Source organism: Streptomyces sp. NPDC051684 (assembly GCF_044453445.1).
Taxonomy (GTDB): domain Bacteria; phylum Actinomycetota; class Actinomycetes; order Streptomycetales; family Streptomycetaceae; genus Streptomyces.
In genome coordinates, this window is the sequence record NZ_JBITCS010000004.1 from 1 (window position 1) to 22,047 (window position 22,047).

18 protein-coding genes are annotated in these 22,047 nt (G+C 71.3%); 10 read left to right on the top strand and 8 right to left on the bottom strand.

The features are described from left to right. Positions 1-88: 88 nt before the first annotated feature. Positions 89-985, bottom strand: a complete 897-nt coding sequence (locus ACIA8D_RS05975; RefSeq protein WP_399229117.1) for a MurR/RpiR family transcriptional regulator — start codon at positions 983-985, stop codon at positions 89-91. A 119-nt stretch (positions 986-1,104) separates the two neighbouring features. Here ACIA8D_RS05975 and ACIA8D_RS05980 point away from each other — a divergent pair, with 119 nt between their 5' ends. Both ACIA8D_RS05980 and ACIA8D_RS05985 read left to right on the top strand, forming a co-directional pair. After that, a complete protein-coding gene (locus tag ACIA8D_RS05980) occupies positions 1,105-2,580 on the top strand; it encodes an MFS transporter (RefSeq protein ID WP_399229119.1) in 1,476 nt (491 codons plus the stop codon). A gap of 8 nt (positions 2,581-2,588) precedes the next feature. After that, positions 2,589-3,821 (top strand): amidohydrolase family protein, encoded by a 1,233-nt coding sequence (locus tag ACIA8D_RS05985; protein ID WP_399229121.1) that lies wholly within the window; start codon positions 2,589-2,591, stop codon positions 3,819-3,821. 55 nt (positions 3,822-3,876) lie between these two features. On the opposite strand, the gene ACIA8D_RS05990 is transcribed toward ACIA8D_RS05985, so the two are convergent. Genes ACIA8D_RS05990 through ACIA8D_RS06015 form a run of 6 tightly spaced genes read right to left on the bottom strand, consistent with a single transcriptional unit; the run spans position 3,877 to position 10,993 of the window. After that, complete coding sequence (locus ACIA8D_RS05990; protein ID WP_399229122.1) at positions 3,877-5,091, bottom strand: amidohydrolase; 1,215 nt, start codon at positions 5,089-5,091, stop codon at positions 3,877-3,879. A 60-nt stretch (positions 5,092-5,151) separates the two neighbouring features. After that, entirely contained in the window at positions 5,152-6,156 is a 1,005-nt protein-coding gene (locus ACIA8D_RS05995) for an ABC transporter ATP-binding protein (RefSeq protein WP_399229123.1), read from the bottom strand. Next, positions 6,153-7,187 carry an ABC transporter ATP-binding protein gene (locus ACIA8D_RS06000; RefSeq protein WP_399229124.1) on the bottom strand — a complete coding sequence of 345 codons (1,035 nt, stop codon included), beginning with the start codon at positions 7,185-7,187 and terminating at the stop codon, positions 6,153-6,155. The genes ACIA8D_RS05995 and ACIA8D_RS06000 overlap by 4 nt, the downstream gene beginning before the upstream one ends. After that, the gene (locus tag ACIA8D_RS06005) at positions 7,187-8,188 is read right to left on the bottom strand and encodes an ABC transporter permease (protein ID WP_399229125.1); all 1,002 of its coding nucleotides are present in this window, start codon (positions 8,186-8,188) and stop codon (positions 7,187-7,189) included. The genes ACIA8D_RS06000 and ACIA8D_RS06005 overlap by 1 nt, the downstream gene beginning before the upstream one ends. Positions 8,189-8,194: 6 nt before the next feature. After that, positions 8,195-9,928 carry an ABC transporter substrate-binding protein gene (locus ACIA8D_RS06010; protein WP_399229127.1) on the bottom strand — a complete coding sequence of 578 codons (1,734 nt, stop codon included), beginning with the start codon at positions 9,926-9,928 and terminating at the stop codon, positions 8,195-8,197. Positions 9,929-9,955: 27 nt separating this feature from the next. Then, entirely contained in the window at positions 9,956-10,993 is a 1,038-nt protein-coding gene (locus ACIA8D_RS06015) for an ABC transporter permease (RefSeq protein WP_399229664.1), read from the bottom strand. Positions 10,994-11,266: 273 nt separating this feature from the next. Between ACIA8D_RS06015 and ACIA8D_RS06020 the strand changes: the two genes are divergently transcribed. From ACIA8D_RS06020 to ACIA8D_RS06030, 3 genes are all read left to right on the top strand, one after another. Beyond that, positions 11,267-12,766: a chlorohydrolase family protein gene (locus ACIA8D_RS06020; protein WP_399229128.1), complete on the top strand. Its 1,500-nt coding sequence runs from the start codon at positions 11,267-11,269 to the stop codon at positions 12,764-12,766. 74 nt (positions 12,767-12,840) lie between these two features. Further along, complete coding sequence (locus ACIA8D_RS06025) at positions 12,841-13,479, top strand: GntR family transcriptional regulator (RefSeq protein WP_399229666.1); 639 nt, start codon at positions 12,841-12,843, stop codon at positions 13,477-13,479. Between the two features lie 142 nt (positions 13,480-13,621). Then, complete coding sequence (locus ACIA8D_RS06030; protein WP_399229129.1) at positions 13,622-14,977, top strand: phosphatase PAP2 family protein; 1,356 nt, start codon at positions 13,622-13,624, stop codon at positions 14,975-14,977. An 82-nt stretch (positions 14,978-15,059) separates the two neighbouring features. Here the strand turns inward: ACIA8D_RS06030 and ACIA8D_RS06035 are convergent, their stop codons facing one another. Next, on the bottom strand, positions 15,060-16,274 hold the full coding sequence (locus ACIA8D_RS06035) for a beta-ketoacyl-[acyl-carrier-protein] synthase family protein (RefSeq protein ID WP_399229131.1): 1,215 nt from the start codon (positions 16,272-16,274) through the stop codon (positions 15,060-15,062). A gap of 359 nt (positions 16,275-16,633) precedes the next feature. Here ACIA8D_RS06035 and ACIA8D_RS06040 point away from each other — a divergent pair, with 359 nt between their 5' ends. The 5 genes from ACIA8D_RS06040 to ACIA8D_RS06060 all read left to right on the top strand — a co-directional run bounded on the left by ACIA8D_RS06040 (position 16,634) and on the right by ACIA8D_RS06060 (position 21,917). Further along, the gene (locus tag ACIA8D_RS06040) at positions 16,634-17,665 is read left to right on the top strand and encodes a hypothetical protein (RefSeq protein ID WP_399229132.1); all 1,032 of its coding nucleotides are present in this window, start codon (positions 16,634-16,636) and stop codon (positions 17,663-17,665) included. 43 nt (positions 17,666-17,708) lie between these two features. Continuing rightward, positions 17,709-18,980, top strand: a complete 1,272-nt coding sequence (locus ACIA8D_RS06045) for an FAD-dependent monooxygenase (protein ID WP_399229133.1) — start codon at positions 17,709-17,711, stop codon at positions 18,978-18,980. A 22-nt stretch (positions 18,981-19,002) separates the two neighbouring features. Beyond that, positions 19,003-19,653, top strand: a complete 651-nt coding sequence (locus ACIA8D_RS06050; protein WP_399229135.1) for an isochorismatase family protein — start codon at positions 19,003-19,005, stop codon at positions 19,651-19,653. 4 nt (positions 19,654-19,657) lie between these two features. Further along, positions 19,658-21,079, top strand: a complete 1,422-nt coding sequence (locus ACIA8D_RS06055) for an alpha/beta fold hydrolase (RefSeq protein ID WP_399229137.1) — start codon at positions 19,658-19,660, stop codon at positions 21,077-21,079. A gap of 79 nt (positions 21,080-21,158) precedes the next feature. After that, complete coding sequence (locus tag ACIA8D_RS06060; protein WP_399229138.1) at positions 21,159-21,917, top strand: aspartate/glutamate racemase family protein; 759 nt, start codon at positions 21,159-21,161, stop codon at positions 21,915-21,917. Positions 21,918-22,047: the final 130 nt, after the last annotated feature.

The window sequence follows — 22,047 nt, forward strand, 5'->3', positions numbered from 1 at the left end:
AGGCGACGCGGAGCGTCGTCGACCGACGACAACGCCGCGAGCGTGCGTGCCAGGCCCCGCGAGCCCGGCCTGATCCAAACGACAAGCCCTAGGACGCCCCGTCCCCCTGACGCCCGTCCCACTTCATCGTCGCCGCACGGTGCAACACCCCGTAGCGCACCCAGCGTTCCTCGGCCGCCGCGACCGACGCCGCGGTGCGGGCCGGGTCGAGGGTCGCCAGTTGGGCGACGATGGACTGACACAGGGCCAGGCCCGCCGTGAGGGACGGGAAGAAGGACGTTCCCTCGGCGGGGGCCAGCAGCACGTCCTCCGCGGCGGCGGCCAGTGGTGGGCTCGCGGCGTCGGTGATGACGAAGACCCGGGTGCCGCGCTCGCTCGCGTCCTCCGCCGCCGTCACCGTGCTCTGGTAGAGCCGCCAGAAGGAGATGGCGATCAGCAGGTCGTCCGGCCCCAGCGCCGCAACGGAGTTGACCAGGTCGGCGCCGCCCGTGGCCTCGAGCCGGACGTCGTATCCGGCGAGGCGCGCGTTGTGGGCGAGCGCGGTGCCCGCGGACGCGTAGCTGCCGGCGGCGACCACGAGGGTGCGGCGGGCGGCGGCGATCGCTTCGGCGATCCGGGCGATGGCGGTGCCGTCGGCGTGGGCGGCCAGTTGGGCCAAGTTCTCCTGGTCACGGCTGAGCGAGCCTGCCCACGACGTGCCACCCTCCTCCCGGTGCGCGGCGTTGACCTGCGCGGCGCTCAGGTGGGACAGGTAGCGCGCCCGCAACTCCCGTTGCAGATCGGGCCAGCCGCTGTAGCCGAGCGCCTGGGCCGTGCGGGTGACGGTGGCGGGGTTGGCGCCGACGCGGCGAGCCACGTCGGCGACGGACGCGTAGGCCGCCTGCTGCGGCTGCGAGACGAGGAAGTCCACGATCGCGGCGGCCTTGGGCCGCAGCCCGCGGGCCGGGGCGGCATCGCGCAGCCAGGTTGCCAGTTCGCCGTGCACTCTCAACTCCGCGGTAGGAGACGCCGGGCGCCTCCGAGCGGGGCGCGGGTACGCCCAGACTCTACGTTCCCGGAACGTAACGCAAGGATCGTTGCGCAACAGCTAGCACGCAATCTACGTTGCGTGGGCGGTGCACGTCCCCCGCGTCCACGACCCCCTCGCGGACGCCCCCGACACCTTCGAGGATCCGCCCATGTCCCTCCTCGCTCGCCTGGACAGACTCCCGCTGTCCAGACCCCATTACGTCCTGCTGCTCATCGGCGGGCTCGGCTACACCTTCGACGGCATGGACGCGGCCGTGGGTCGCCTTCCTGCTGCCGAGCGTCCAGGACCTGTGGTCCCTGGACAACGGGGCGCTCGGACTGATCGGTTCGGCCTCCCCGTTCGGCTACCTCTTCGGCGCCGCGATCGCCGGCATCCTCGGCGACCGCATCGGCCGCAAGCGCGTGATGATGTACGCCCTCGCGTTCTACGTCGTCTTCACCCTGGTCGCCGCCGCAGCCCCGAACTTCCCCGTGTTCCTGGGCTCCCGCGTGCTGGCCGGGGCCGGGACCGGCGCGGAGAGCGCGATCATCGCGCCGTTCCTTTCCGAGTTCGTGCCGTCCAAGCGCCGCGGCTGGTTCGTCGGCGCGCTCGCCGGGTTCTTCTCGTTCGGCTTCGTGGCCGCCGCCCTGATCGGCCGGTTCGTCGTGCCGCTGGGCGCGGACGGCTGGCGCTGGGCCCAGGTCGTCACGGCGGTGCCGATCGTGATGCTGCTGTGGTGGCGCCGCGCCCTGCCGGAGTCCCCGCGCTACCTCCTGGAGCGGGGGCGCCACGCGGAGGCCGAGGAGGTCGTCGCCGAACTGGAACGCCGCGTGGAACGGTCGACGGGCCACCCGCTGCCGCCCGTCCCGCACACCCCCGAAGACACCTCGCCGGTACCCAAGTCCACCGCGCCGCCCAGCGTCTGGACCGGGCTGCGCTTCCTGTGGTCACGCCGGATGGCCCGCCGCACGGCCGTCACCTGGGTGATGTGGTTCGTCATCACCTTCTCGTACTACGGCTTCTTCTCCTGGATCCCGACGCTCCTCGTCCAGCACGGCATCACCGTCACCCAGAGCTTCTCGTTCTCGCTCATCATCTACGCGGCCCAGGTGCCCGGTTACTTCTCCGCCGCCTGGCTCAGCGAGCGTCTCGACCGCAAGCACACCATCGCGCTCTACCTCACCGGCTCAGCGCTTTCCGCGTACTGGCTGAGCCAGACCTCGACGCCTGTGGCCATCACGGTGTCCGGCGCCGTGCTGTCCTTCTTCCTCAACGGCACCTACGCGGGCCTGTACGCGTACACGCCGGAAGTCTTCCCGACCTGGATCCGTGCCACTGGCAGCGGTCTGGCCAGCGCGTTCGGCCGGATCGGCTCGATCATCGCGCCCACCGTCATCGGCCTGATGGCCGCCGGGGCCGGATTCGCCGGTGTCTTCGGCATGACGACGGCGGTCCTCGCCGTCGGCGTCGTGGTCACGCTCGCCTTCGGCCTGTCCACGGCCAACCGCTCGCTCGAAGACATCGGCGCCCCCGTCACCGCCGCCCCGCGCATCCCCGCAACCAAGGAGTGATTCCCACCATGACCAACGACTCCTCGCAGCACACCGACGCCCTCGTGCTGCGCAACGCCCACCTCGTCGACCTGGACACCGGGACCTGGCGCGAGGGCGACCTCCTGTGCGTGGACGGGCGGGTGGCCGAGGACGGGGCCGACGTGCCGGACGGCGCCCGAGTCCTCGACGTACGGGGCGGGTTCGTGCTGCCCGGGCTCATCGACGCGCACGTCCACGTGACCGCGTTCACCGCCGGGCTCGGCGCACTGGGCGACACCCCGCCCTCGTACGTCACCGCGCAGGCGGCACGCATCATGGGCGGGATGCTCGACCGGGGGTTCACCACGGTCCGCGACATGGCCGGGGCCGACTTCGGGCTCGCCAAGGCGCAGTCCGAGGGTCTCGTCCGCGGCCCCCGGCTGGCGTTCGGCGGCAAGGCGCTCAGCCAGACCGGCGGCCACGGCGACAACCGGGGCGCGGGCACCCTGCTGCACGACGACCACCCGTGCTGCGCCGCCGTCGGCCGGGTCGCGGACGGCGCAGACGCGGTGCGGGTCGCGGCCCGCGACGAACTGCGCAAGGGCGCCCACCACATCAAGGTGATGGCGTCCGGCGGTGTCGCCTCGCCCACCGACCGGATCGACTCCACCCAGTACTCGCCGGCCGAGCTGCGGGCCGCCGTCGAGGAGGCCGAGGCCGCGAACCGGTACGTCGCGGCGCACGCGTACACCGCCCGCGCGGTCAACCGGGCCCTGGAGGCGGGCGTCCGGTCGATCGAGCACGGCAACCTGATCGACGACCGCAGCGTCGAACTCCTCACGGAGCACGGCGCGTTCCTCGTGCCGACACTGGTCACCTACTGGGCGCTCAAGCAGGAGGGGCGGGAGTTCGGGCTGCCCGAGGACAGCTGGCGCAAGGTCGACGACGTGCTCGGCGCCGGTCTCGGCGCGCTCGAACGTGCCGCGCGCGGCGGTGCCCGGATCGCGTATGGCACCGATCTCCTCGGAGGCATGCACCGCCATCAGAACGAGGAGTTCCGGATCCGTTCCGAGGTGCAGAAGCCGCTCGACGTGATCCGTTCCGCGACCTCGGTGGCGGCCGAACTCCTCGGCATGGGCGGGGAGATCGGGACGCTCGCCGCCGGGGCCCGCGCCGATCTGCTGGTCCTCGACAGCGATCCGCTCGCCGACGTGGCGGCGCTGGCCGATCCGGCGCGGCATCAGGTGGCCGTCGTACAGGGCGGGCGACAGGTCCGCTAGCACCGCCCGGCATGGTGGGGCCGGCCGCGCGCCGCGGCCGACCCCACGCCCTGTGTCAGGCGCCGGCGACCAGTTCCAGGCCTTCCGCCACGACCCGCCCGTCGTGCAGCACCGTACGGTCCTTGCCACGGTCCATGACCGCGCTGGACGGTGTCTCGCCGTCCACCAGCACGAGGTCCGCGCGGTCGCCCGCGGCGAGGCCCGGGCGGTCGGTGACACCGGCCAGGCGCGGCACCTCGTGGCTCATGATGGAGGCGCCGCCCATGGTCGCCACCGCCAGGGCCATCTCGATGTGACCGTCGCGGCGGAAGTTGTTGGTGAAGGCCAACTGCCAGGTGCGGTCGAGCAGGTCGCAGTTGCCGTACGGGCTCCAGTAGTCGCGCTGCCCGTCCTCGCCGAGGCCGACGCGGACGCCCGCCTCGGTGAGCTCGACGAGCGAGAGCTGGTTGCGCGCGGCGGGGGCGACCGTCGCCATCGCGATGTCCAGCTCGGCGAAGTCCTCGATCAGGCGCTGGCTGGTGGACTCGTTCACGGAGCCGAGTTCGTAGGCGTGCGACATCGTCACCTTGCCCTGCATGCCGAGGGCGCGGACCCGCTCCAGGATCAGGTCGGTCGAGAACACCCCCAGCTCGCCCGGCTCGTGCAGATGGATGTCGACCTCGACCTGGTACTTCTCGGCGAGCCCGAAGACGACGTCCAGGTGGCCCTTGGGGTCGCGGTCCAGTGTGCACGGGTCGATGCCGCCCATGACGTCCGCACCCGCCTTGAGCGATGCCTCCAGGTACTCCTCGGTCCCCGGCTCGCGCAGGATGCCGGCCTGCGGGAACGTCATGATCTGGACGTCGGCGAGGTGCCCGTACTTCTCCTTGGCCGCGACCACGGCCTCGAACTTCTCCAGCTTGCAGTCGACGTCGACCTGCGCGTACGTACGCACCCGGGTCGTCCCGCGCGCGATCATGCGCTCCAGGGTGCCGGCCACCCGCTCGTTCAGCGGGACCTCGGCGTCGCGCCAGTTCTCCCGGTCGTTCATCATCATCGTCCATACGCCGGGGCCTCCGGTGTGCGGGCGGAACGGCAGGCCGATGCGGGTGGAGTCCAGGTGGACGTGCACATCGCTGAAGGACGGGAGGAGGAGCCGGCCGCGGCCCTCGACGACGTCCCCGACCGGCTCGGCCTGCGGGTCGTGCGGGCGGATCGCGGCGATGCGGGCGCCGTCGAGCTGTACGTCACTGCGCTCGCCGCCCCAGGGGCGGACGTCACGGATGAGCATGTGGTGCAACTTCCTTCTGTTCGGTGTTGTCAATGATGGGTGGGTGTACGGGTGGCTCGGTCAGTGGGTCACGAGGGCCTTGTCCGCGAAGTGGCACGCGGGCCCCTCGGCACCCGCCGTGGGCGGCAACTCGCCCGCGCAGCGCGCCTGTTCGGCCTCGTCGAGGGTCGGCCGCAGCGGGCAGCGCGTACGGAACACGCATCCGGAGGGCGGGTTGGCGGGGGTGGGCAGATCGCCGGTGAGCCGGATCCTGCGGCTGCGGTCGGCGTCCGGGTCGGGCTGCGGGACGGCGGAGAGCAGGGCGCGGGTGTAGGGATGGCGCGGGTCGTCGAAGACCTCATGTGTCGGCCCGCTCTCCATGATCTTCCCCAGGTACATCACGGCGACCCGCTCCGCGAAGTGCCGTACGACGGACAGGTCGTGGGCGATGAAGACGTACGACACACCGGTGTCGGCCTGGATGTCCTGGAGGAGGTTGACCACCTGTGCCTGGACCGAGACGTCGAGGGCCGAAACCGGTTCGTCGCAGATGATGAGGCGGGGTTCGAGGGCCAGCGCGCGGGCGATGCCGACGCGCTGCTTCTGGCCGCCGGAGAACTCGTGCGGGAACCGGTTGTAGTGGTCGGGGCGCAGGCCGACGCGGTCCATCAGCTCGCGCACCCGTGCCTTGACGCCGCCGGGCGGGTCGATGCCCTGGGCGTGCAGCGGCGCGGCGACGGCGGAGCCGACGGACTGGCGGGGGTTGAGGGAGGAGGACGGGTTCTGGAACACCATCTGGACCTGACGGCGGTACTCCTGCGCCTCGGCCCGGTTCATCGACCCGAGGTCCTGGCCGTCGAGCCGGATGGTCCCTGCCGTCGGATCGAGCAGGCGCATCAGCAGCCGCCCGGTGGTGGACTTCCCGCAGCCCGACTCGCCGACCAGGCCGAGCGTCTGCCCGGCCGCGACGGAGAAGCTCACGCCGTCGACGGCCTTGACGGGCGCGCCGCCCCGGCCGAAGAGGCCGCCGCGTCCCGGGAAGTGCTTGGTCAGCCCTTCGGCCTCCAGCAAGGGGGTTGATGTCATCGCGCGGCCTCCTCGGCGGTGGCGAGGTTCTCCTGGTGGCACCGGGAGGGGTGGTCGGCGCCGGTGCTCGCGAGGAACACGGGGCGCTCGCTGCGGCACAGGTCGTCGGGGACAAGGTGGGTCTGCGGGCAGCGGTCCGCGAACAGGCACCCGGTGGGCAGCGCGGTGAGCGACGGCGGGAAACCGGGGATGGGGCGCAGCCGTTCGCCGTCGTCGCCGAGTGTCGGCATGGAGGCGAGCAGGCCCTGCGTGTACGGGTGACGTGGGTCGCGGAACAGTTCGCGCACGCTCCCCCGCTCCACGCACTGCCCGCCGTACATCACGGCGACATGGTGGCAGACCTCGGCGACGACACCGAGGTCGTGGGTGACCATGACGATGGCGGTGCCGGTCTCCTGCTGGAGTTCGCCGAGCAGGTCGAGGATCTGCGCCTGGACGGTGACGTCGAGGGCGGTGGTCGGTTCGTCGGCGATGAGGAGTTCGGGCTCGCAGACGAGGGCCATGGCGATCATCGCGCGCTGGCGCATGCCGCCGGAGAACTCGTGCGGGTAGGCGCGGGCCCGCCGCTTCGGGTCGGGGATGCCGACGCGGCCCAGCATGTCGACGGCGACGGTGAGCGCGGCCCGCTTGGACACCTTGTTGTGGACCCGGTACGCCTCGGCGATCTGGTCGCCGACCGCGTGGAAGGGGTGCATCGCGGAGAGCGGGTCCTGGAAGATCATGGCGATCTTCTTCCCGCGCCAGGCCCGCATCCGGCCCTCGGTGAGGGTGTTGAGGTCGGTGCCGTCGAGCAGGATCTCGCCGCCGACCTGGGCGCGGGTCTCCTTGAGCAGACCCATCAGGGCCTGGCTCGTGACCGTCTTGCCGGAGCCGGACTCGCCGACGAGGCCGACGGTCTCGCCGCGGGCGAGGCTGAGGTCCATGCCGTTGACGGCGTGCACGAGCCCGTCGTCGGTGGGGAAGGCGACGTGCAGATCCCTGATCCGCAGCAGCGGTTCGCCGGTGGAGGAACCGGAGGAAGAGGTGGTCATCAGGCGGCCCTCACTCGCGGGTCGATGACGGCGTAGACGGCGTCGACGACGACATTGGCGACGATGATGAAGAAGGCGGCGAGCAGCGTGATCGCCATGGTCACCGGCAGATCGCCGGCCTGCGCGGCGCGGACGGCGGTGAAGCCGATGCCGGGCACCGAGAAGATCTGCTCGGTGAGCACGGCGCCGCCGAGCAGCAGCCCGATGTCGAGGCCCAGCATGGTGACGACGGGCGTCAGTCCGGCGCGGGCGCCGTGCCTGACGACCATGGCCGGCTTCGACAGGCCCTTGGAGCGGGCGGTGCGCATGAAGTCCTCGCCGAAGGTCTCCAGCATGGAGCTGCGGGTGACGCGGATGTACTGGGCGCTGAACAGCACCGCCAACGCGACCCACGGCAGCAGGTAGTTGAGGAACCAGCCGTCGAACCCGGCCGGACCGAAGGGCGAGGTGATGGCGTTCGTCGTGAACGGCAGCACGTCGAAGGTGGAGACGAAGACGAGCAGCAGGAGCAGTCCGGTGACCGGGATGGGCAGCGAGACACCGATGGACGCGGCGCCGACGATCAGCTTGTCGGTGAGCTTGTTCTTGCGCAGCGCGGCGAGTGTGCCGAGGGTGACTCCGGCGACGGTCCACAACACGATGGCGCCGACCGCGATCGACACCGTGTACGGCAGGGCGCGCTCCAGGACGGCGGCGACGTCCTCGTTCGTCTGGAAGGACTTGCCGAGGCAGGGCCACTCGCAGAGGGTCTGGGCGCCGGGCGCTCCGATCGTCCGGCCGTGGAACAGGCCCGACATGTAGTTCACGTACTGGGTGAGGAACGGCTTGTCCATGCCGAGGGCGACGCGTGCCTCGGCGACGCGTTCGGGGGTGCACTCCTGCCCGCAGGCGGCGGCCGCCGGGTCGGCGGGCCCGAATTGGAAGAGCGTGAAGGTGACGAAGCTGATGACGGCGAGGAGGACGACGGTGGCGCCCAGGCGCCGGGTCAGAAAGACGAGCATGTCAGGTCACCCCTTTCCCGGGCCTGAGTCGACGGAGACCGTCGACAGGTCGATGGCACCGAAGAAGTAGCCGACCTGCGCGCCCCGGACGTCGGAGCCGATGACGCTGCGCGTCACGTTCCTGATCAGCGGGACGAGCGGATAGTCCTGCATGGCGCGGTCGAAGAGCTTCGACCACTTGCGGCCGAGATCCTCGCTCGTGCCGTTCTCACCGCGCAGCGCGTACATGGCCTTGGCGATCTCCGGGTCGTGATAGCGGGGGATGTTCGAGAAGCCGAAGGTCTTGCCGTCGACGCTCGGGCCCAGGTTGGGGTCGATGGTGGTGCGCACCGAGCCGCTGTCGGCGCCGCCGCACCAGCCGCTGCGGGCGAGGTCCGGCATCGCCTTGCCCGCGAGGGTGGTGAAGTAGTTCGCGGCGGGGATGGGGCGCAGTTCGAGGTCGATGCCGAGCTGCCTGAGGTTCTCCTGGAGCGAGGTGCCCATGTTCTTGTAGCGGGGTGTCGCGTCCGCATAGCCGTAGATGAGCTTCTTCGGGTACGAGCGCCCCTTGAGCAGCTTCTTCGCCTCGTCCAGTTTGGGCTGGCCGGAGGGGTCGAGATCGGTGTGCTGCCGCACGTAACCGCGCTGCTGGGGGTTGATGTACGACTGGGTGAGCTTGCCGAAGCGGGCGCCGCCGTACTGGAGGTGGATCGCCTTGCGGTCGACGGCGAGCGCGAGGGCCTTGCGGACGACCGGGTCCTTGATGGTCTCGGTGTTGAAGTTGAGGACGTCCGTGCAGCCGATGATCCCGGAGGCGGTGCGCCGGGCGACGCTCGGCTGGTCCAGCTTGGCCGCGTCCGACGCCTGGAGTCCGCCCGCGCTGTCGAGGGTGATGGCCGTCGGGTCGGAGTCCGCGAGCAGTTGCTGGCTGATGGTGGACTGCGCGGTGGACAGGCTGAAGGTGAAGGTGTCCGGCAGCGCGCTGCGGTTCGGGTCGGTGGCCGGGTCCCAGTGCTTGTTGCGGACGAGCTTCATGGCGCGCCCGCGCTGGTACGACTCGATCTTGTACGGGCCCGTGGACACCGGGTGGTTGGTGTAGTCGAGCTTGGTGTCCTTGGCGCGCGGCACGGGCGCGGTGTTGGAGCGGGATACCAGGGCGGGGAACTCGGCGAAGGGCTGCTTCAGCTTGAAGACGACGGTGCGGTCGTCGGGTGTCTCGATGCCCTTGAAGTCACCACCCTTGTACGGGCCTTTGTACGTGTCGTCGGAGAGGGCGGCGTTCAGTTCCTGCGGTGCCTGGGTGTAGACGTCGCGGGCGTAGGTGCGCTCGACGCCGTACTTCACGTCCTTGGCCGTGATGGGCTTGCCGTCCTCGAACTTCAGCCCCTTCTTGAGGGTGTAGGTCCAGGTCAGGCCGTCCTTGGAGACCTTGCCGAGGTCGGTGGCGAGGTCGGGGACGACCTTCGGGGGCTTGCCGGCCTCCTCCTTCGCCATGGTGAGCGTGCGGTAGTAGAGCTGGCCGACGTTGGCGGTCTGGACGTAGTTGCTGTTGCCGGGGTCGAGGGTCTGGAAGTCGGTGGACATCAGGACGTTGACGTTGCCGCCCTTGGTGGTGTCTCCGTCCCCGACCTTGACCGGGTCGAAGGCGTCGGCGGGGGCGCGGGAGCCCGAGCCCGGCGCGGGCTTGGTGCCGCCGCAGGCGGTGAGCGCCATCCCGGTCGCCACCGTCAGGGCGAGCGCCGCCACGGTGCGTCGATTCACTGCTGCTCCTGTTGTTCCTGAAGGCGGTCAGCCACGGGAGGACTTGGGGTCGAGGGCGTCGCGGACGGCGTCGCCGAGCAGGTTGAAGGCGAGCACCGTGATCACCAGGGCGCCGGCCGGTACGGCGAGGAACCAGGGGTCGGTGAGGTACCAGTTGCCCTGCTGGGCGGCGTTGAGCATCTGGCCCCAGGACGGGGTGGGGTCCTTCACGCCGACGCCGAGGAACGAGAGGGCGGCCTCGGCCGTGATGTTGGTGGGGATCATCATCGTGGCGTAGACGAGGACGACGCCCATCACGTTGGGCACGATCTGCTTGATGATGATCGAGCGGTGCGAGGCGCCGTAGGCTCGGGCGGCCTCGACGAACTCCTGCTCGCGGATGGACAGCACCTGTCCGCGCACGACGCGGGCGAGATAGGCCCAGCCGAAGAAGCCGAGGATGATCACCAGTGAGGCGATCGGCAGCAGGCTTCCGTTCCCCAGTGCGGTGTCGCCGAGCCTGGACTGCAGGATCGGCGTCAGGGAGAGCACGAGCAGCAGGTGCGGGAAGGCCAGGAAGAGGTCCATGACCCGGCTGATCACCATGTCGACCTTGCCGCCGAAGTAGCCGGCGGCGGCGCCGAGGACGGTCCCGAGGACGACGGAGACGACGGTCGCGAGCAGCGCGATGACCAGCGAGACCTGGGCACCGTGCGCCATGCGCGCGAAGATGTCGCGGCCCAGGCCCGGTTCGAGTCCCAGCCAGTGGTCGCTGGAGGGGTAGCGGTAGTACGGCAGCGGCAGGCCCGGCGTGCCGTAGTCGTCGAGGACGTCCGGGCTGGTGCTCGTGGTGTACGCGTCCTGGCCCTCGATCGCGGTGAGCACGGGGGCGAGCACCGCGAACAGGATCATGAGCACGACCACGGCGAGGGCGGCGCGGGCGACGCGGCTGCGGCGGATGCGCAGCCAGGCGGTGCCGAGGAGGGAACGGGCGGCGACCACGGGCGGACCCGAAGTCGACTCAGTGGAGGGCGAGTTGAGCAGGGCGTCGCCATCGGCGTCGGAGGGCGGCCGAGCGGGCAGCACTGGGGAATCCGTCACGTCGCGTGATCCATTCGGCGCAAGGGGGAAGGTTGGCGGGACGGTATACCAGCGGAGCAGGGCGGCGATAGAGGTAATCGCATTTTGGTATACCGACCGCGCGAACCAAGTCGCACAGACGGACATATCGGCGCGCATGTACGGTTCGCGGTTACGCAACAGGCGCCGTCACGGACATCCCTTCCCAACCCGGTATACCAACTCGTACGATCAGCGCGATCAGCCACGTCCGCGACACCCCCACCCCAGGAGGCACTTATGCGCACCCGCTGGCGCGCCCGACACGTCCTCGCCCACCAGGACGGCGGCCACGCGCTGCTGCGGGACGGCGAGGTGGTGTGGCAGGACGACACCGTGATCTACGTCGGCCCGCGCTACGAGGGCGAGGTCGACGAGGAGCGCGACCTGGGCGAATCCTTGGTGATGCCGGGCCTCATCGACCTCGACGCGCTCACCGACGTGGACCACCTCGTCCTCGACTCCTGGGCCGGACCCGACCGGGGCAAGGGTTTGCAGTGGTCCCTGGACTACTTCACCCACCGCCGCCACGACGTGTTCACGCCGCGGGAGCGGGCCACCATCCGCGAGTACGCACTCGCCCAGCTCGCCCTGCACGGCATCACCACCTTCATGCCGATCGCCTCCGAGGTGCACAGCCGTTGGGCGGAGCCCTACGAGGAACTGGTCGACATGGCGGCGACCGCGCGCCGCATCGGCCTGCGCGGCTACCTCGGCCCTGCCTACCGCTCCGGGGTCAACGTCGTCCTGCCCGACGGCACCCGCGACGTGGCCTTCGACGAGGAGGAGGGCCGCGCCGGCCTGCGCGACGCCGTCCGCTTCCTGGACCACCTCGACGAGCTGAACGACCCGCTGCTCACCGGCGTCCTCCTCCCCTGCCGCATCGAGACGCTCACCGAGGAACTGCTCGGCGAGACGGCCCGCGTCGGGCGCGAGCGCGGGACCCTGATCCGGCTGCACGCGCTCCAGGGCCTGGCCGAGCGGGAGATCGTCCAGCGTCGGCACGATGGCCTCGCCCCGCTCGAACTCCTCGACAAGCACGGCCTGTTGGGCCCGAACCTGCTCATCCCGCACACGGTGCTGCTCGACCGGCACCCGTCCGTCCACGGCGAGGACCGCGGCGACCTGGCGCTGCTCGCCGCCAGTGGCATCTCGGTGATCCACTGCCCGCAGACGTCCCTGCGCTACAGCGAGATGCTGCACTCGTTCCGCGCCTACCGCGAGGCCGGCGTCAATCTGTGCCTGGGCACCGACTCCTTCCCGCCGGACCTGATCCGCGGCATGGACGTCGGCGTCCACCTGGCGAAGATCGCCGAGGGTCGCTCGGACGCCGCGCCCACCGAGCACTACGTGGAGGCGGCCACGCTGGGCGGAGCCCGCGCCCTCGGCCGTGAGGACCTGGGCCGGATCGCCGTCGGCGCGCAGGCGGACCTGGTCGCCTTCTCCCTGGACGACATCCGCGACGGGGTCATGGACGACCCGGTGCGTACGTTCCTGCTCAACGGCACGGCGCGGCAGGCCACGAACTCGGTCGTCGCGGGCGACCCGGTGCTGGTCGACGGCGCGCTGCCCGGCACGGACCTGCCGCGGCTGGCGCGCGACGCCCAGGCGTTGTTCGAGAAGATGCGCGCGGCCTACAGCGAACGCGACACCGAGCGCCGGGACACCGGCACGCTCTTCCCGCCGACGTTCCCCGCGTTCCGTGCGCCCGGCTCCACCGCGCCCGAGGGCGGGTCGTGACACTCACGGCAGAACGCGCCGGGGCCGGGAGCGCCGCGCAGACGGAACGCGTCGGAGCCGGAACCGCCTCGCAGGTGGAGCGCACCGAGGAGCTGATCCGGGCCGGCATCCACTCCGGCGCGCACCCGCCCGACTCGCGGCTGCGGGAGCGCGAGTTGGCGGAGGCGCTCGGTGTCTCGCGGGTCCCGGTCCGCGAGGCGCTGATGCGGCTCGCGACCGAGGGGCTCGTCGAACTGGAGCCCCGCAGGGGCGCGCGGGTGCGCCGGCTGACCCTGCGGGATGTCGAGGAACTCTTCGATCTGCGCCTGAGCCTGGAGGTGTTCGCGGCGCGCCGCTCGGCGGAGCTCGTCGCGGACGGGGGCGACCACGACGGCCTGCGGACCGTGATGGCCGAGGCCGACGCGGCCACCCGCAGCGCGGACCAGGCCGGGATCGCGGCCGCCAACACGGCTTTCCACGCCGAGCTGATCACGATGACGGGCAACCGCCTCCTCCAGTCCTCGTTCCAGCGCTCGCTCGGCCTGATGCACTGGCTGTTCCGGATCACGGCCACCGAACGCGGCGCCGAACAGCACCGTGCCGAGCACGACCAGATCTGCCGGGCGATCGGCGACGGCCGGCCCCGCCTCGCCGAGGCGCTCACCTACGCGCACATCGATGTCCGAAGGGAGCCGGTGCTGCGGTCGTTGGCGAAGGTGCTGCCCGCGGAGTAGCCCGGGACGTGCCTCTACCTCCCGGGCCCACCCCCCGTTAGCATGTTCGAACTGCGACGATCACCCAGATCGTCGCAGTTGCCCGCAGCCCGAACCAAGCCACCAAGTCGGACAATTGAAGACCACACCACCTCCCATACCCGTGCCGCACCAGCGCGGCGCAGAGACCCGGCCGCCCGCCTGGCGACAGCCGCGCATCCTTTTGTGGATCGCGGCCGGTCTGGTGACGCTCGGCTTCCACATCGCCCTGGAGTTGGTGGCGCGCCGCTACGGGCAGCCGGGACCGATCACCGTAGAGGCCCAGGAGGTGATCTTCGCGCCGCACTCGGGGCCGCTGCTGTACGGCGGCCTGGCGCTCACGATGGTGGTGCTGACCTGGCGGCAGCGGCTGATCGCGCTGTGCACGGCCGTCGGCGTCGACATCGTGTTCGTGCTGGTGCGGTTGATCGTCGGCGCCGAGCTGAGCTTCGGCAACGGCGCGTTGTGGGTGATCCTCGGCGTCGCGGTCCTCGCCCTCGTACGCCGCACCGGCCGGGAGAGAGCGGTCCTCCTGAAGGGCTCGGGCCTCGGCCTGCTGCTGGTCTTCGGGCACAAGACGGGCGACACCTGGCTGCTCATCACGTCCAGGACCCGCCCGACGGTCCTCGACCAGTACGTGGCCACCGCCGATCACGCGCTCGCCAACCCTTCGTGGCTGGTCGGCCGGCTCGTCGAAGCCACCTCGCCGATCAGCAGCGGTTTCCTCCATCTCGTCTACGGCCAACTGCCCCTGGCCGCCGCCCTCGTCGGCCTCTACCAGCTGCGCCACGTGGCCGCGGAACGCCGTTTCCCGACCCACCACCTGGTGCGCACCTTCCTGGCCATCGGTCTCCTCGGGCCGGCCATCTACATGATCTTCCCGGTCGTCGGCCCGCTCTACGCCTTCGGCCCCGACGGCGGTCACTGGGCGGTGACGAACATCTGGCCGGACACCTTCCCGGCGATCGGCGTCCCGCACGCCTTCCCGTTCGACGAGATCACCCCGCGCAACTGCATGCCGAGCCTGCACACCGCGTGGGCCGTCTCGCTCTTCATCCACACCCGCGAGGGCTCCCGCGCCATGCGCTGGGCAGGCACCTTCTGGCTGGTCGGCACGCTCACCGCGACCCTGGGCTTCGGCTACCACTACGGCGTGGACCTGCTCGCCGGCACGGTCTTCGCCCTGTCCATCGAGGCCGCGATGCGCGCCTTCGCCCGCGGCTGGGACCACCACGCCACGCTGACGGTGAGCTACGGGACGGTCGTCTTCACCCTGCTGCTCGTCTCCTACCGCTACCTCCCGACCCACATGGCCGCCCACCCCTGGGCATTCGGCCCCCTGCTCCTCCTGCTGACGGGTTCCGTGGTCCTCCTCTACGTACGCACGGCACGCCAGTGGGGCCCACACGCCGCACCCCCGCCCCCGCCGCCGCGTCCGACGAAGGCGGGTTCGGCGGATCCGCAGCCGGAGCCGGCGTAGGGAGTGTTCGGGGGTGGGCGCGGGACATTCCGTCGAGGTACGCCCCGCGCCACCCCTGAGGCCGCGCAGCGAGAGCTGCCGCTCAGCCGGTGAACACCAGCGTGACGTTGTGGCCGCCGAAGCCGAAGGAGTTGGCCAGGGCCGCCTGCCACTTGCCTGAGCGGCACTCGCCGTGGACCACGTCGAGGTCCACGCGCGGGTCGAGTGTGTCGAGGTTGCGGGTGGCGGGCACCGTGCCGTCCCTGAGGGCGAGGAGGGCCGCCATCGCGCCCACCGTCCCAGACGCGCCCAGCATGTGACCGGTCATCGACTTGGTCGCCGTGACCGCGGCGTGCTTGCCGATCACGCGGCCGATCGCCTCGGCCTCCGCCACGTCACCGGACTCCGTGGAGGTGGCGTGGGCGTGCACGACGCCGATGTCCGCCGGGGCCACCTCGGCGTCGCGCAGCGCCAGTTGCATGGCGAAGGACTGGCCGTCCGCGTCGGACGCCGTGATGTGGTCGGCGCTCGACGTCACCGCGCTGCCGGCCAGCGTGCCGTGGGCGCGGGCGCCGCGGGCCCGCGCGAACTCGGGGCGTTCGAGCACCATCATCCCCACGCCCTCGCCCATGACGAACCCGGACCGCCCGGTGTCGAACGGGCGGGACACCGCCTCCGGCTCGTCGGACCGCGTCGACAGGGCCTTCATCTGGGCGAACGCCGCGAGCGTGAAGGGGTGCAGGCACGCCTCCACACCGCCGGCGACCACCACGTCCGCCCGCCCGGCGCGGATCAGGTCCTGCCCCATCGCGAGCGCCTCCGCCCCGGACGCACACGCGCTGACCGGGGTCCTGGCACCGCCCTTGGCGCCCAGGTCCATGCTCACCCAGGCCGCGGGTCCGTTCGGCATCAGCATGGGGACCGCGAACGGTGAGAGCCGGCGGGCTCCCGAGCGTTCGAAGATGTCGTCCTGCCCGAGCGTGGTGAGCACCCCTCCGGTGCCGGTGCCGATCACGACCGCGAGCCGTTCGGGCTCGACCTTCGGCGCGCCTGCGTTCTGCCACGCCTCGCGCGCGCCGAGAAGGGCCATCTGCTCACCGCGGTCCAGCTTCCTGGCCTCGGGCCGCGGCAGCAGCGAGGCCGGGTCCACCGTGAGCCCGGCCGCGACGTGCACGGGCAGCTCCGCGGCCCACTCCTCCTCCAGCAGCCGCACCCCGGACTTGCCGTCGAGCAGCCCCGCCCACGTCGCCGGCGCATCGGCTCCGAGCGGTGTCATCGCGCCGATACCCGTCACCTGCACATGACCGTTCCCAGTCACCTGAGCCTCCTCGCATTGTTCAGATGCTACATAGCTGTCGATCCACTCTCCCGGCGATCATGTCAACGATCAGGGGAGTTATCGGGCGAGGAGTCGACCGATTCCCCGGCGAGACATTGTTGGGTTGCCACAAGTGGCTCACAGCCATCTCCAGGGCCGCTCACCGCCCTGCCCCGTCGTCCGACCCCTTGATTTCCGAGATCGTACGTGCTCGGATTATCTCGGCAGGCGGGTTCGGAAGAACCTCCCGGCGACGCCCCCGCACGGCGTCCGCCGCGGCGATCCCGCACGCCTCCGCACCCTCCGCACCACCCGCACGTGCCCCGTACGTCCGCGCTCGCATCCCGGAGGAACACCCGATGTTCGACTTCTCGTCCGTCGACGTCCTCGACGCCTTCACCCGTGAACTGCAGTTGTGCAAGGTCCGCGAGGGAGAGCACGTCGTCGTGCTCTCCGAGCCCGGCAGCCGTGGCGACTACGTCGCCGCCGCGTTCGGCGCCGCCAAGAGCCTCGGCGCCCACGTCGTGTCCGCCACGGTCCCCGGCGGCAGCCCTGCCCCACTCCCCAGCACGCACACCGGCGCGGGCCCCGGCCTCGTGTCCGTCCTCAACGACACCGCCGCGCAAGAGCTGTTGAAGGCGGCCGACCTCGTCGTCGACCTGACCCGCGAGGGCTTCATCCACGCCCCGCTGCAACAGGACATCCTCAAGACCGGCACCCGCATCATCTTCGTCTGCGACGCCCCCGACGTCCTCATCCGCAACCTGCCGACCGGGCAGGACAAGGTACGCGTCCAGGAGGGCGTGGACCGGGTCCGCACCTCCTCCGTCATGCGCGTGACCTCCGAGGCCGGCACCGATCTGACGGTCCAACTGGCCAACAGCCACCCGGAGTTCCAGACCGGCTTCGCCGACGACCCGGGCCGCTGGGACCACTGGCCGAGCACGATGGTGCTGTGCTGGCCGGAGATCTCGGACGGTCGGATCGTGCTCGCCGAGGGCGACATCCTGCTGCCGTTCAAGGAGTACGTGCAGCGCCCCGTGACGCTCCATGTCTCTGGCGGCCACATCCAGGAGGTCAGCGGCGGCGCCGAGGCCAAGCTCCTGAACACCTTCTTCGAGGACTCGCACGACAAATGGGCCCGCAGCCTCTCCCACATGGGCTGGGGCCTGATGAAGTCCGCCGACTGGTTCGCCACCGCGATGTACGGCAAGGACGAGCTGATGGGCATGGACGCCCGCGCCTTCGCCGGCAACTTCCTGTGGTCCACGGGCCCGCACCCGCACCTCCAGCGCGACTCCTACGCCCATCTCGACATCGCGATGCGCGGTTGCACGGTCAGCCTCGACGGCACGGACGTCGTCACCGCAGGACACCTCGTCGAAGGCTGAACCCCGGTTCCCCCACCCTCAACGCCGCATCCCTGGAGGAGTCTTGCCTCTCAGCCAGTCCTACGAAGTCACCGTCGTCGGCGGCGGTCTCGGCGGCCTCACCGCCGCCCTGGCCCTGCGCCACAAGGGACTGCGCGTCACCGTCCTCGAACAGGCCGCCGAGCTCGGCGAGGTGGGCGCCGGCATCCAGACCGCGCCGAACGCCAGCCGCGTCCTGATGCGCCTCGGTCTGCGCAAGCAACTGGAGGCCATCCGTACCGAGCCGCAGGACCAGGTGCGCCGCCGCTGGCAGGACGGCAGCATCATCGGGCTCACCCCGCTCGGCCGCCGGGTCCAGGAGGAGTTCAACGCCCCGTACTGGCACTACCACCGCGCCGACCTGCACCGTACGATCCTCGACGCGTGCACCGACCCGACGGGTCCGGGCCCCGCCGTCGAGATCGTCACCGGGGCGCGCGTCGTGGAACTGGACCGTACGTCCCCGGACCGTCCCGTCGCGGTCACCGACGACGGAGCCCGGCACGAGGCCGACGTCCTGGTCGGCGCCGACGGCATCCACTCCCGCGTCCGCGACCTCATCGGCGCCGACGACACCCTGGTCTTCTCCGGCGACATGGCCTTCCGCACCCTGATCCCGGGCGAGTTGCTGCACGCCGACCCGGCCACCCGCTTCCTCTTCGACCGCTACCAGAGCACCATCTGGTACGGCCCCGGGCGGCACCTGGTGCACTACCTGATCCGCGGCGGCGAGTGGCTCAACATCGTCGGCTGCGTCCCGTGGAAGGACGAGTACGGCGAGAAGAAGACCTTCTCCGGCACCACCGAGATGCTCGTCGACTCCTACGAGAACTGGGACGACCGCGCCCCGGCCATGCTCGCCAAGGCCAAGGGCGACATCACCTGCTTCCCCCTCTACCACCGCCGCCGCGACCCGAACTGGATCGACGGCCGCGTGGCCCTCCTCGGTGACGCCTGCCACGCGATGCTCCCCTACCAGGCGCAGGGCGCCTCGCAGGCCATGGAGGACGGGGCAGTGCTCGCCGAGGAGCTGGGCGCGGTGACCCGCGACGGCATCGCCGGAGCACTCCAGCGCTACGTCAACCGCCGCGCCCGGCACGCCGGGATGGTGCAGCAGGCCTCGCTGCGCAACCAGGTCTTCTACCGCTTCCCCGACGGCCCCGACCAGCAGGCCCGCGACGCCAAGCTCGGCGAGCGCTACGACGGCGAGTCCGACGTCTCCTACGACTGGCTGTGGCGCGGCACCCCGCTGGACACGTCCGACGACGAGGCCTTCGCCTACCGCCACCACCACTGAGCCGACCATCTCCGGAGGACCCGTGCCCACCCCGTACGACCCCGCCACCGACCGCGTCTACGAGCGCGCCGGATTCGGCGCCGCCGTGGCCCGCGGCAACCGCCCCGCCCTGATCGTGGTCGACCTGACCCGCGGCTTCACCGAGCCGGACTTCGCCACCGGCAGCGATCTGTCCGCCCCCGTCGAGGCCACGGCGGAGCTGGTGCGCGCGGCCCGCGCCGGCGGCGTACCCGTGGTGTGGACGGTCATCGCCTACACGGCCGCCGAGGCCGAGGCCGACGCGATCACCTGGCTCGCCAAGGCGCCCGGCATGCGGGCCCTGCGCGAGGGCGGCGAGGCCGTCGCCCTGGACCCCCGGCTGCCGTACGAGGACGGGGACCAGTTCATCGTGAAGAAGGGCGCGTCCGCGTTCTTCGGCACCGCGCTGGCCTCCCTGCTCACCGGCCTCGGCTGCGACACGGCGGTCGTGTGCGGCGCCACGACGAGCGGCTGCGTGCGCGCCACGGCGGTGGACGCGGTGCAGTACGGCTGGCCGGTGCTCGTGCCCGCCGAGGCGTGCGGCGACCGGGCCGCGGGTCCGCACGAGGCGGCGCTCTTCGACATCCAGGCCAAGTACGGGGATGTCGTGGGCCACGAGGACATGGTGAAGTACCTGACGACGAAGGGAGTTTGAGATCATGGACGCGTCTTCCGGAGCCGCGCAGGATGCCGCACACGACCGCGAGGCTCGACGGCCGGAGCGTTTCCTGACACAGCCGGGCCTCGCGGACCTCGCCGACGTCCCGGCCGTCAGCCGCTGGGTCCGCAGCGGGGACGTGCGGCTGCACGTCCTGGACTACGGCGGCGTCGGCGTCCCCCTGCTGATCCTGCCCGGCATCACCAGCCCGGCGGTCACCATGGACTTCGTCGCCCGTGAACTCACCGACCTGGCACGGCCGTTGGTCCTCGACATCCGCGGCCGGGGGCTCAGCGACGACGCCGAGGACCACGGTCTCAACGCCCTGGCCGCCGACACGGAAGCCGTGATCCAGCAGCTGGAGCTGGCGGACCCCGTGCTGTTCGGCCACTCCATGGGGGCCCGGATCGCCGCCGCCACGGCGGTGCGGGGCCAGGTCCCGCTCGGCGGAACGCTGTTGGTGGATCCGCCGATGAGCGGCCCCGGCCGGGGCCCTTACCCGACCACGCTCGCCGCCTTCACGCGCCAGCTGACGCAGGCCCGGCGCGGCACGGACGCCGACGAGGTCGGCGGCTTCTGGCCGACCTGGCCGCGCCGGGAGCTGGAGCTGCGGGCACGCTGGCTCGCCAGCTGCTCCCTGGAGGCGATCGAGCGCGCCCACCGGGGCTTCGAGAGCGAGGACTTCTTCGCCTGGTGGCCCCGGGTGCCGGGTCCAACGACGCTGCTGTACGGGGCGAACAGCCCGGTCGTCACCGCCGAGGGCGCCGCGGAGGCCGCCGCCACCAACCCGGCGGCGCGCATGGTCCGCATCCCGGCCGCGGGACATATGGTCTTCTGGGACAACCCGGCACCGGCCCTGGACCTGCTGCGCACCGCGCTGCGGCGGACCCTCTTCCCGGAGTCGGACGCCCCAACGATCCCTCCACACGACAGCGGTGCCATGACCTCGCCCTCCACCCCCGACCGGGCCGACAACGTCGCCACGCCCGACGAACTGAGCCACGCCCCGGGCTTCCTGGCCCGCCGGCTGCACCAGGCGTACCTCGCCGCCTGGCTGCACGACGTCGACGCGACGCTGACCGGGCCACAGTTCGCCGTCCTGCAGATCACCGGCGAGAACCCCGGCTGCGACCAGCGTTCCATCGCCGACCTGGTCGCGCTCGACACCTCGACGATGGCCGACGTCGCCCGCCGCCTGGAGAACCGGGGCCTGCTGTCCCGCACCCCCTCCCCCGCCGACGCACGGCGCAAGCTCCTCAACCTGACCGAGGAGGGCCGCGCCACCGTGCAAGACGCGAACCTGCGGGCCCGCAAGCTCGACGAGGAGCTGCTGCGGCCGATCCCGGCGGAGCAGCGCGCCGACGTCCTGCGCCACCTGGCGGTCCTCGCCGACCACTGGGAGCGGCTCGGCCAGGAGCACTGACACCTCCGTAACCGACCCGCCCGAAGAGCACCCGTAGGCCCCGCCTTCCTCAGGCATGCCTCAAAACTTGGAGCGAACCGTGCCGGACCACCACATAGGGATGATCGTCCCCAGCTCGAACCTCACGATGGAGACCGAACTCCCCCGCCTGATGCGGACCCGCGAGGCCGTCTCCCCCGAGGACCGCTTCGTCTTCCACAGCAGCCGGATGCGCATGAAGCACGTCACCCCCGAAGAGCTGCGGGCGATGAACGCGCAGACGGAGCGCGCCGTCCTGGAGCTGGCCGACGCCCGGCCCGACGTCGTGGCCACGGCCTGCCTCGTCGCCATCATGGCGCAGGGGCCTGGCCACCACTGCACGGCCGAGGACGAGATCAAGGACGTGCTGCGCGGCCAGGAGGCGCTGGTCCCCGTGGTTTCCAGCGCGGGCGCGCTGCTCGACGGGATCGCCGCGCTCGGCGCGAAGAAGGTCGCCATCGTGACGCCCTACATGAAGCCGCTGACCCGCAAGGTCGCCGAGTACATCGAGGACGCGGGCGTCGAGGTGGTCGACGCGCTGAGCCTGGAGGTGCCGGACAACCTGGCCGTCGCCCGGCTCGATCCGCAGGACCTGCGCGAGCACTACAAGCGCCTGAAGCTCGGCGACGCGGAGGCGCTGGTGCTGTCCGCGTGCGTACAGATGCCGTCGCTTCCGGCGATCCAGCCGGTCGAGGACGAGTTGGGGCTCCCGGTCCTGTCCGCGGCCACCGCCACGGCATTCCGGATCCTGTCCGAGCTGGGCCTGCCGCCGCTGGCACCGAACGCGGGCAGCCTGCTGGCTGACCCCACCGCGTCGTGAAACCACCGCGTTAACTCCGCGCGCGACCCCTTGCCAAGGGGAATCGTACGTGCTCGGATTACCTTCATTCCCGCTCCCCCAGCCTCACTGGCAACTCAGGCACCTCCCGTCGCAGTTCGTCCCCCGACAC

Bases quoted from the DNA above. Each gene is read 5' to 3' on its own strand.
- ACIA8D_RS05985 (WP_399229121.1), top strand. From the start codon at position 2,589: ATGACCAACGACTCCTCGCAGCACACCGACGCCCTCGTGCTGCGCAAC.
- ACIA8D_RS05990 (WP_399229122.1), bottom strand. From the start codon at position 5,091: ATGCTCATCCGTGACGTCCGCCCCTGGGGCGGCGAGCGCAGTGACGTA.
- ACIA8D_RS05995 (WP_399229123.1), bottom strand. From the start codon at position 6,156: ATGACATCAACCCCCTTGCTGGAGGCCGAAGGGCTGACCAAGCACTTC.
- ACIA8D_RS06000 (WP_399229124.1), bottom strand. From the start codon at position 7,187: ATGACCACCTCTTCCTCCGGTTCCTCCACCGGCGAACCGCTGCTGCGG.
- ACIA8D_RS06005 (WP_399229125.1), bottom strand. From the start codon at position 8,188: ATGCTCGTCTTTCTGACCCGGCGCCTGGGCGCCACCGTCGTCCTCCTC.
- ACIA8D_RS06020 (WP_399229128.1), top strand. From the start codon at position 11,267: ATGCGCACCCGCTGGCGCGCCCGACACGTCCTCGCCCACCAGGACGGC.
- ACIA8D_RS06040 (WP_399229132.1), top strand. From the start codon at position 16,634: ATGTTCGACTTCTCGTCCGTCGACGTCCTCGACGCCTTCACCCGTGAA.
- ACIA8D_RS06055 (WP_399229137.1), top strand. From the start codon at position 19,658: ATGGACGCGTCTTCCGGAGCCGCGCAGGATGCCGCACACGACCGCGAG.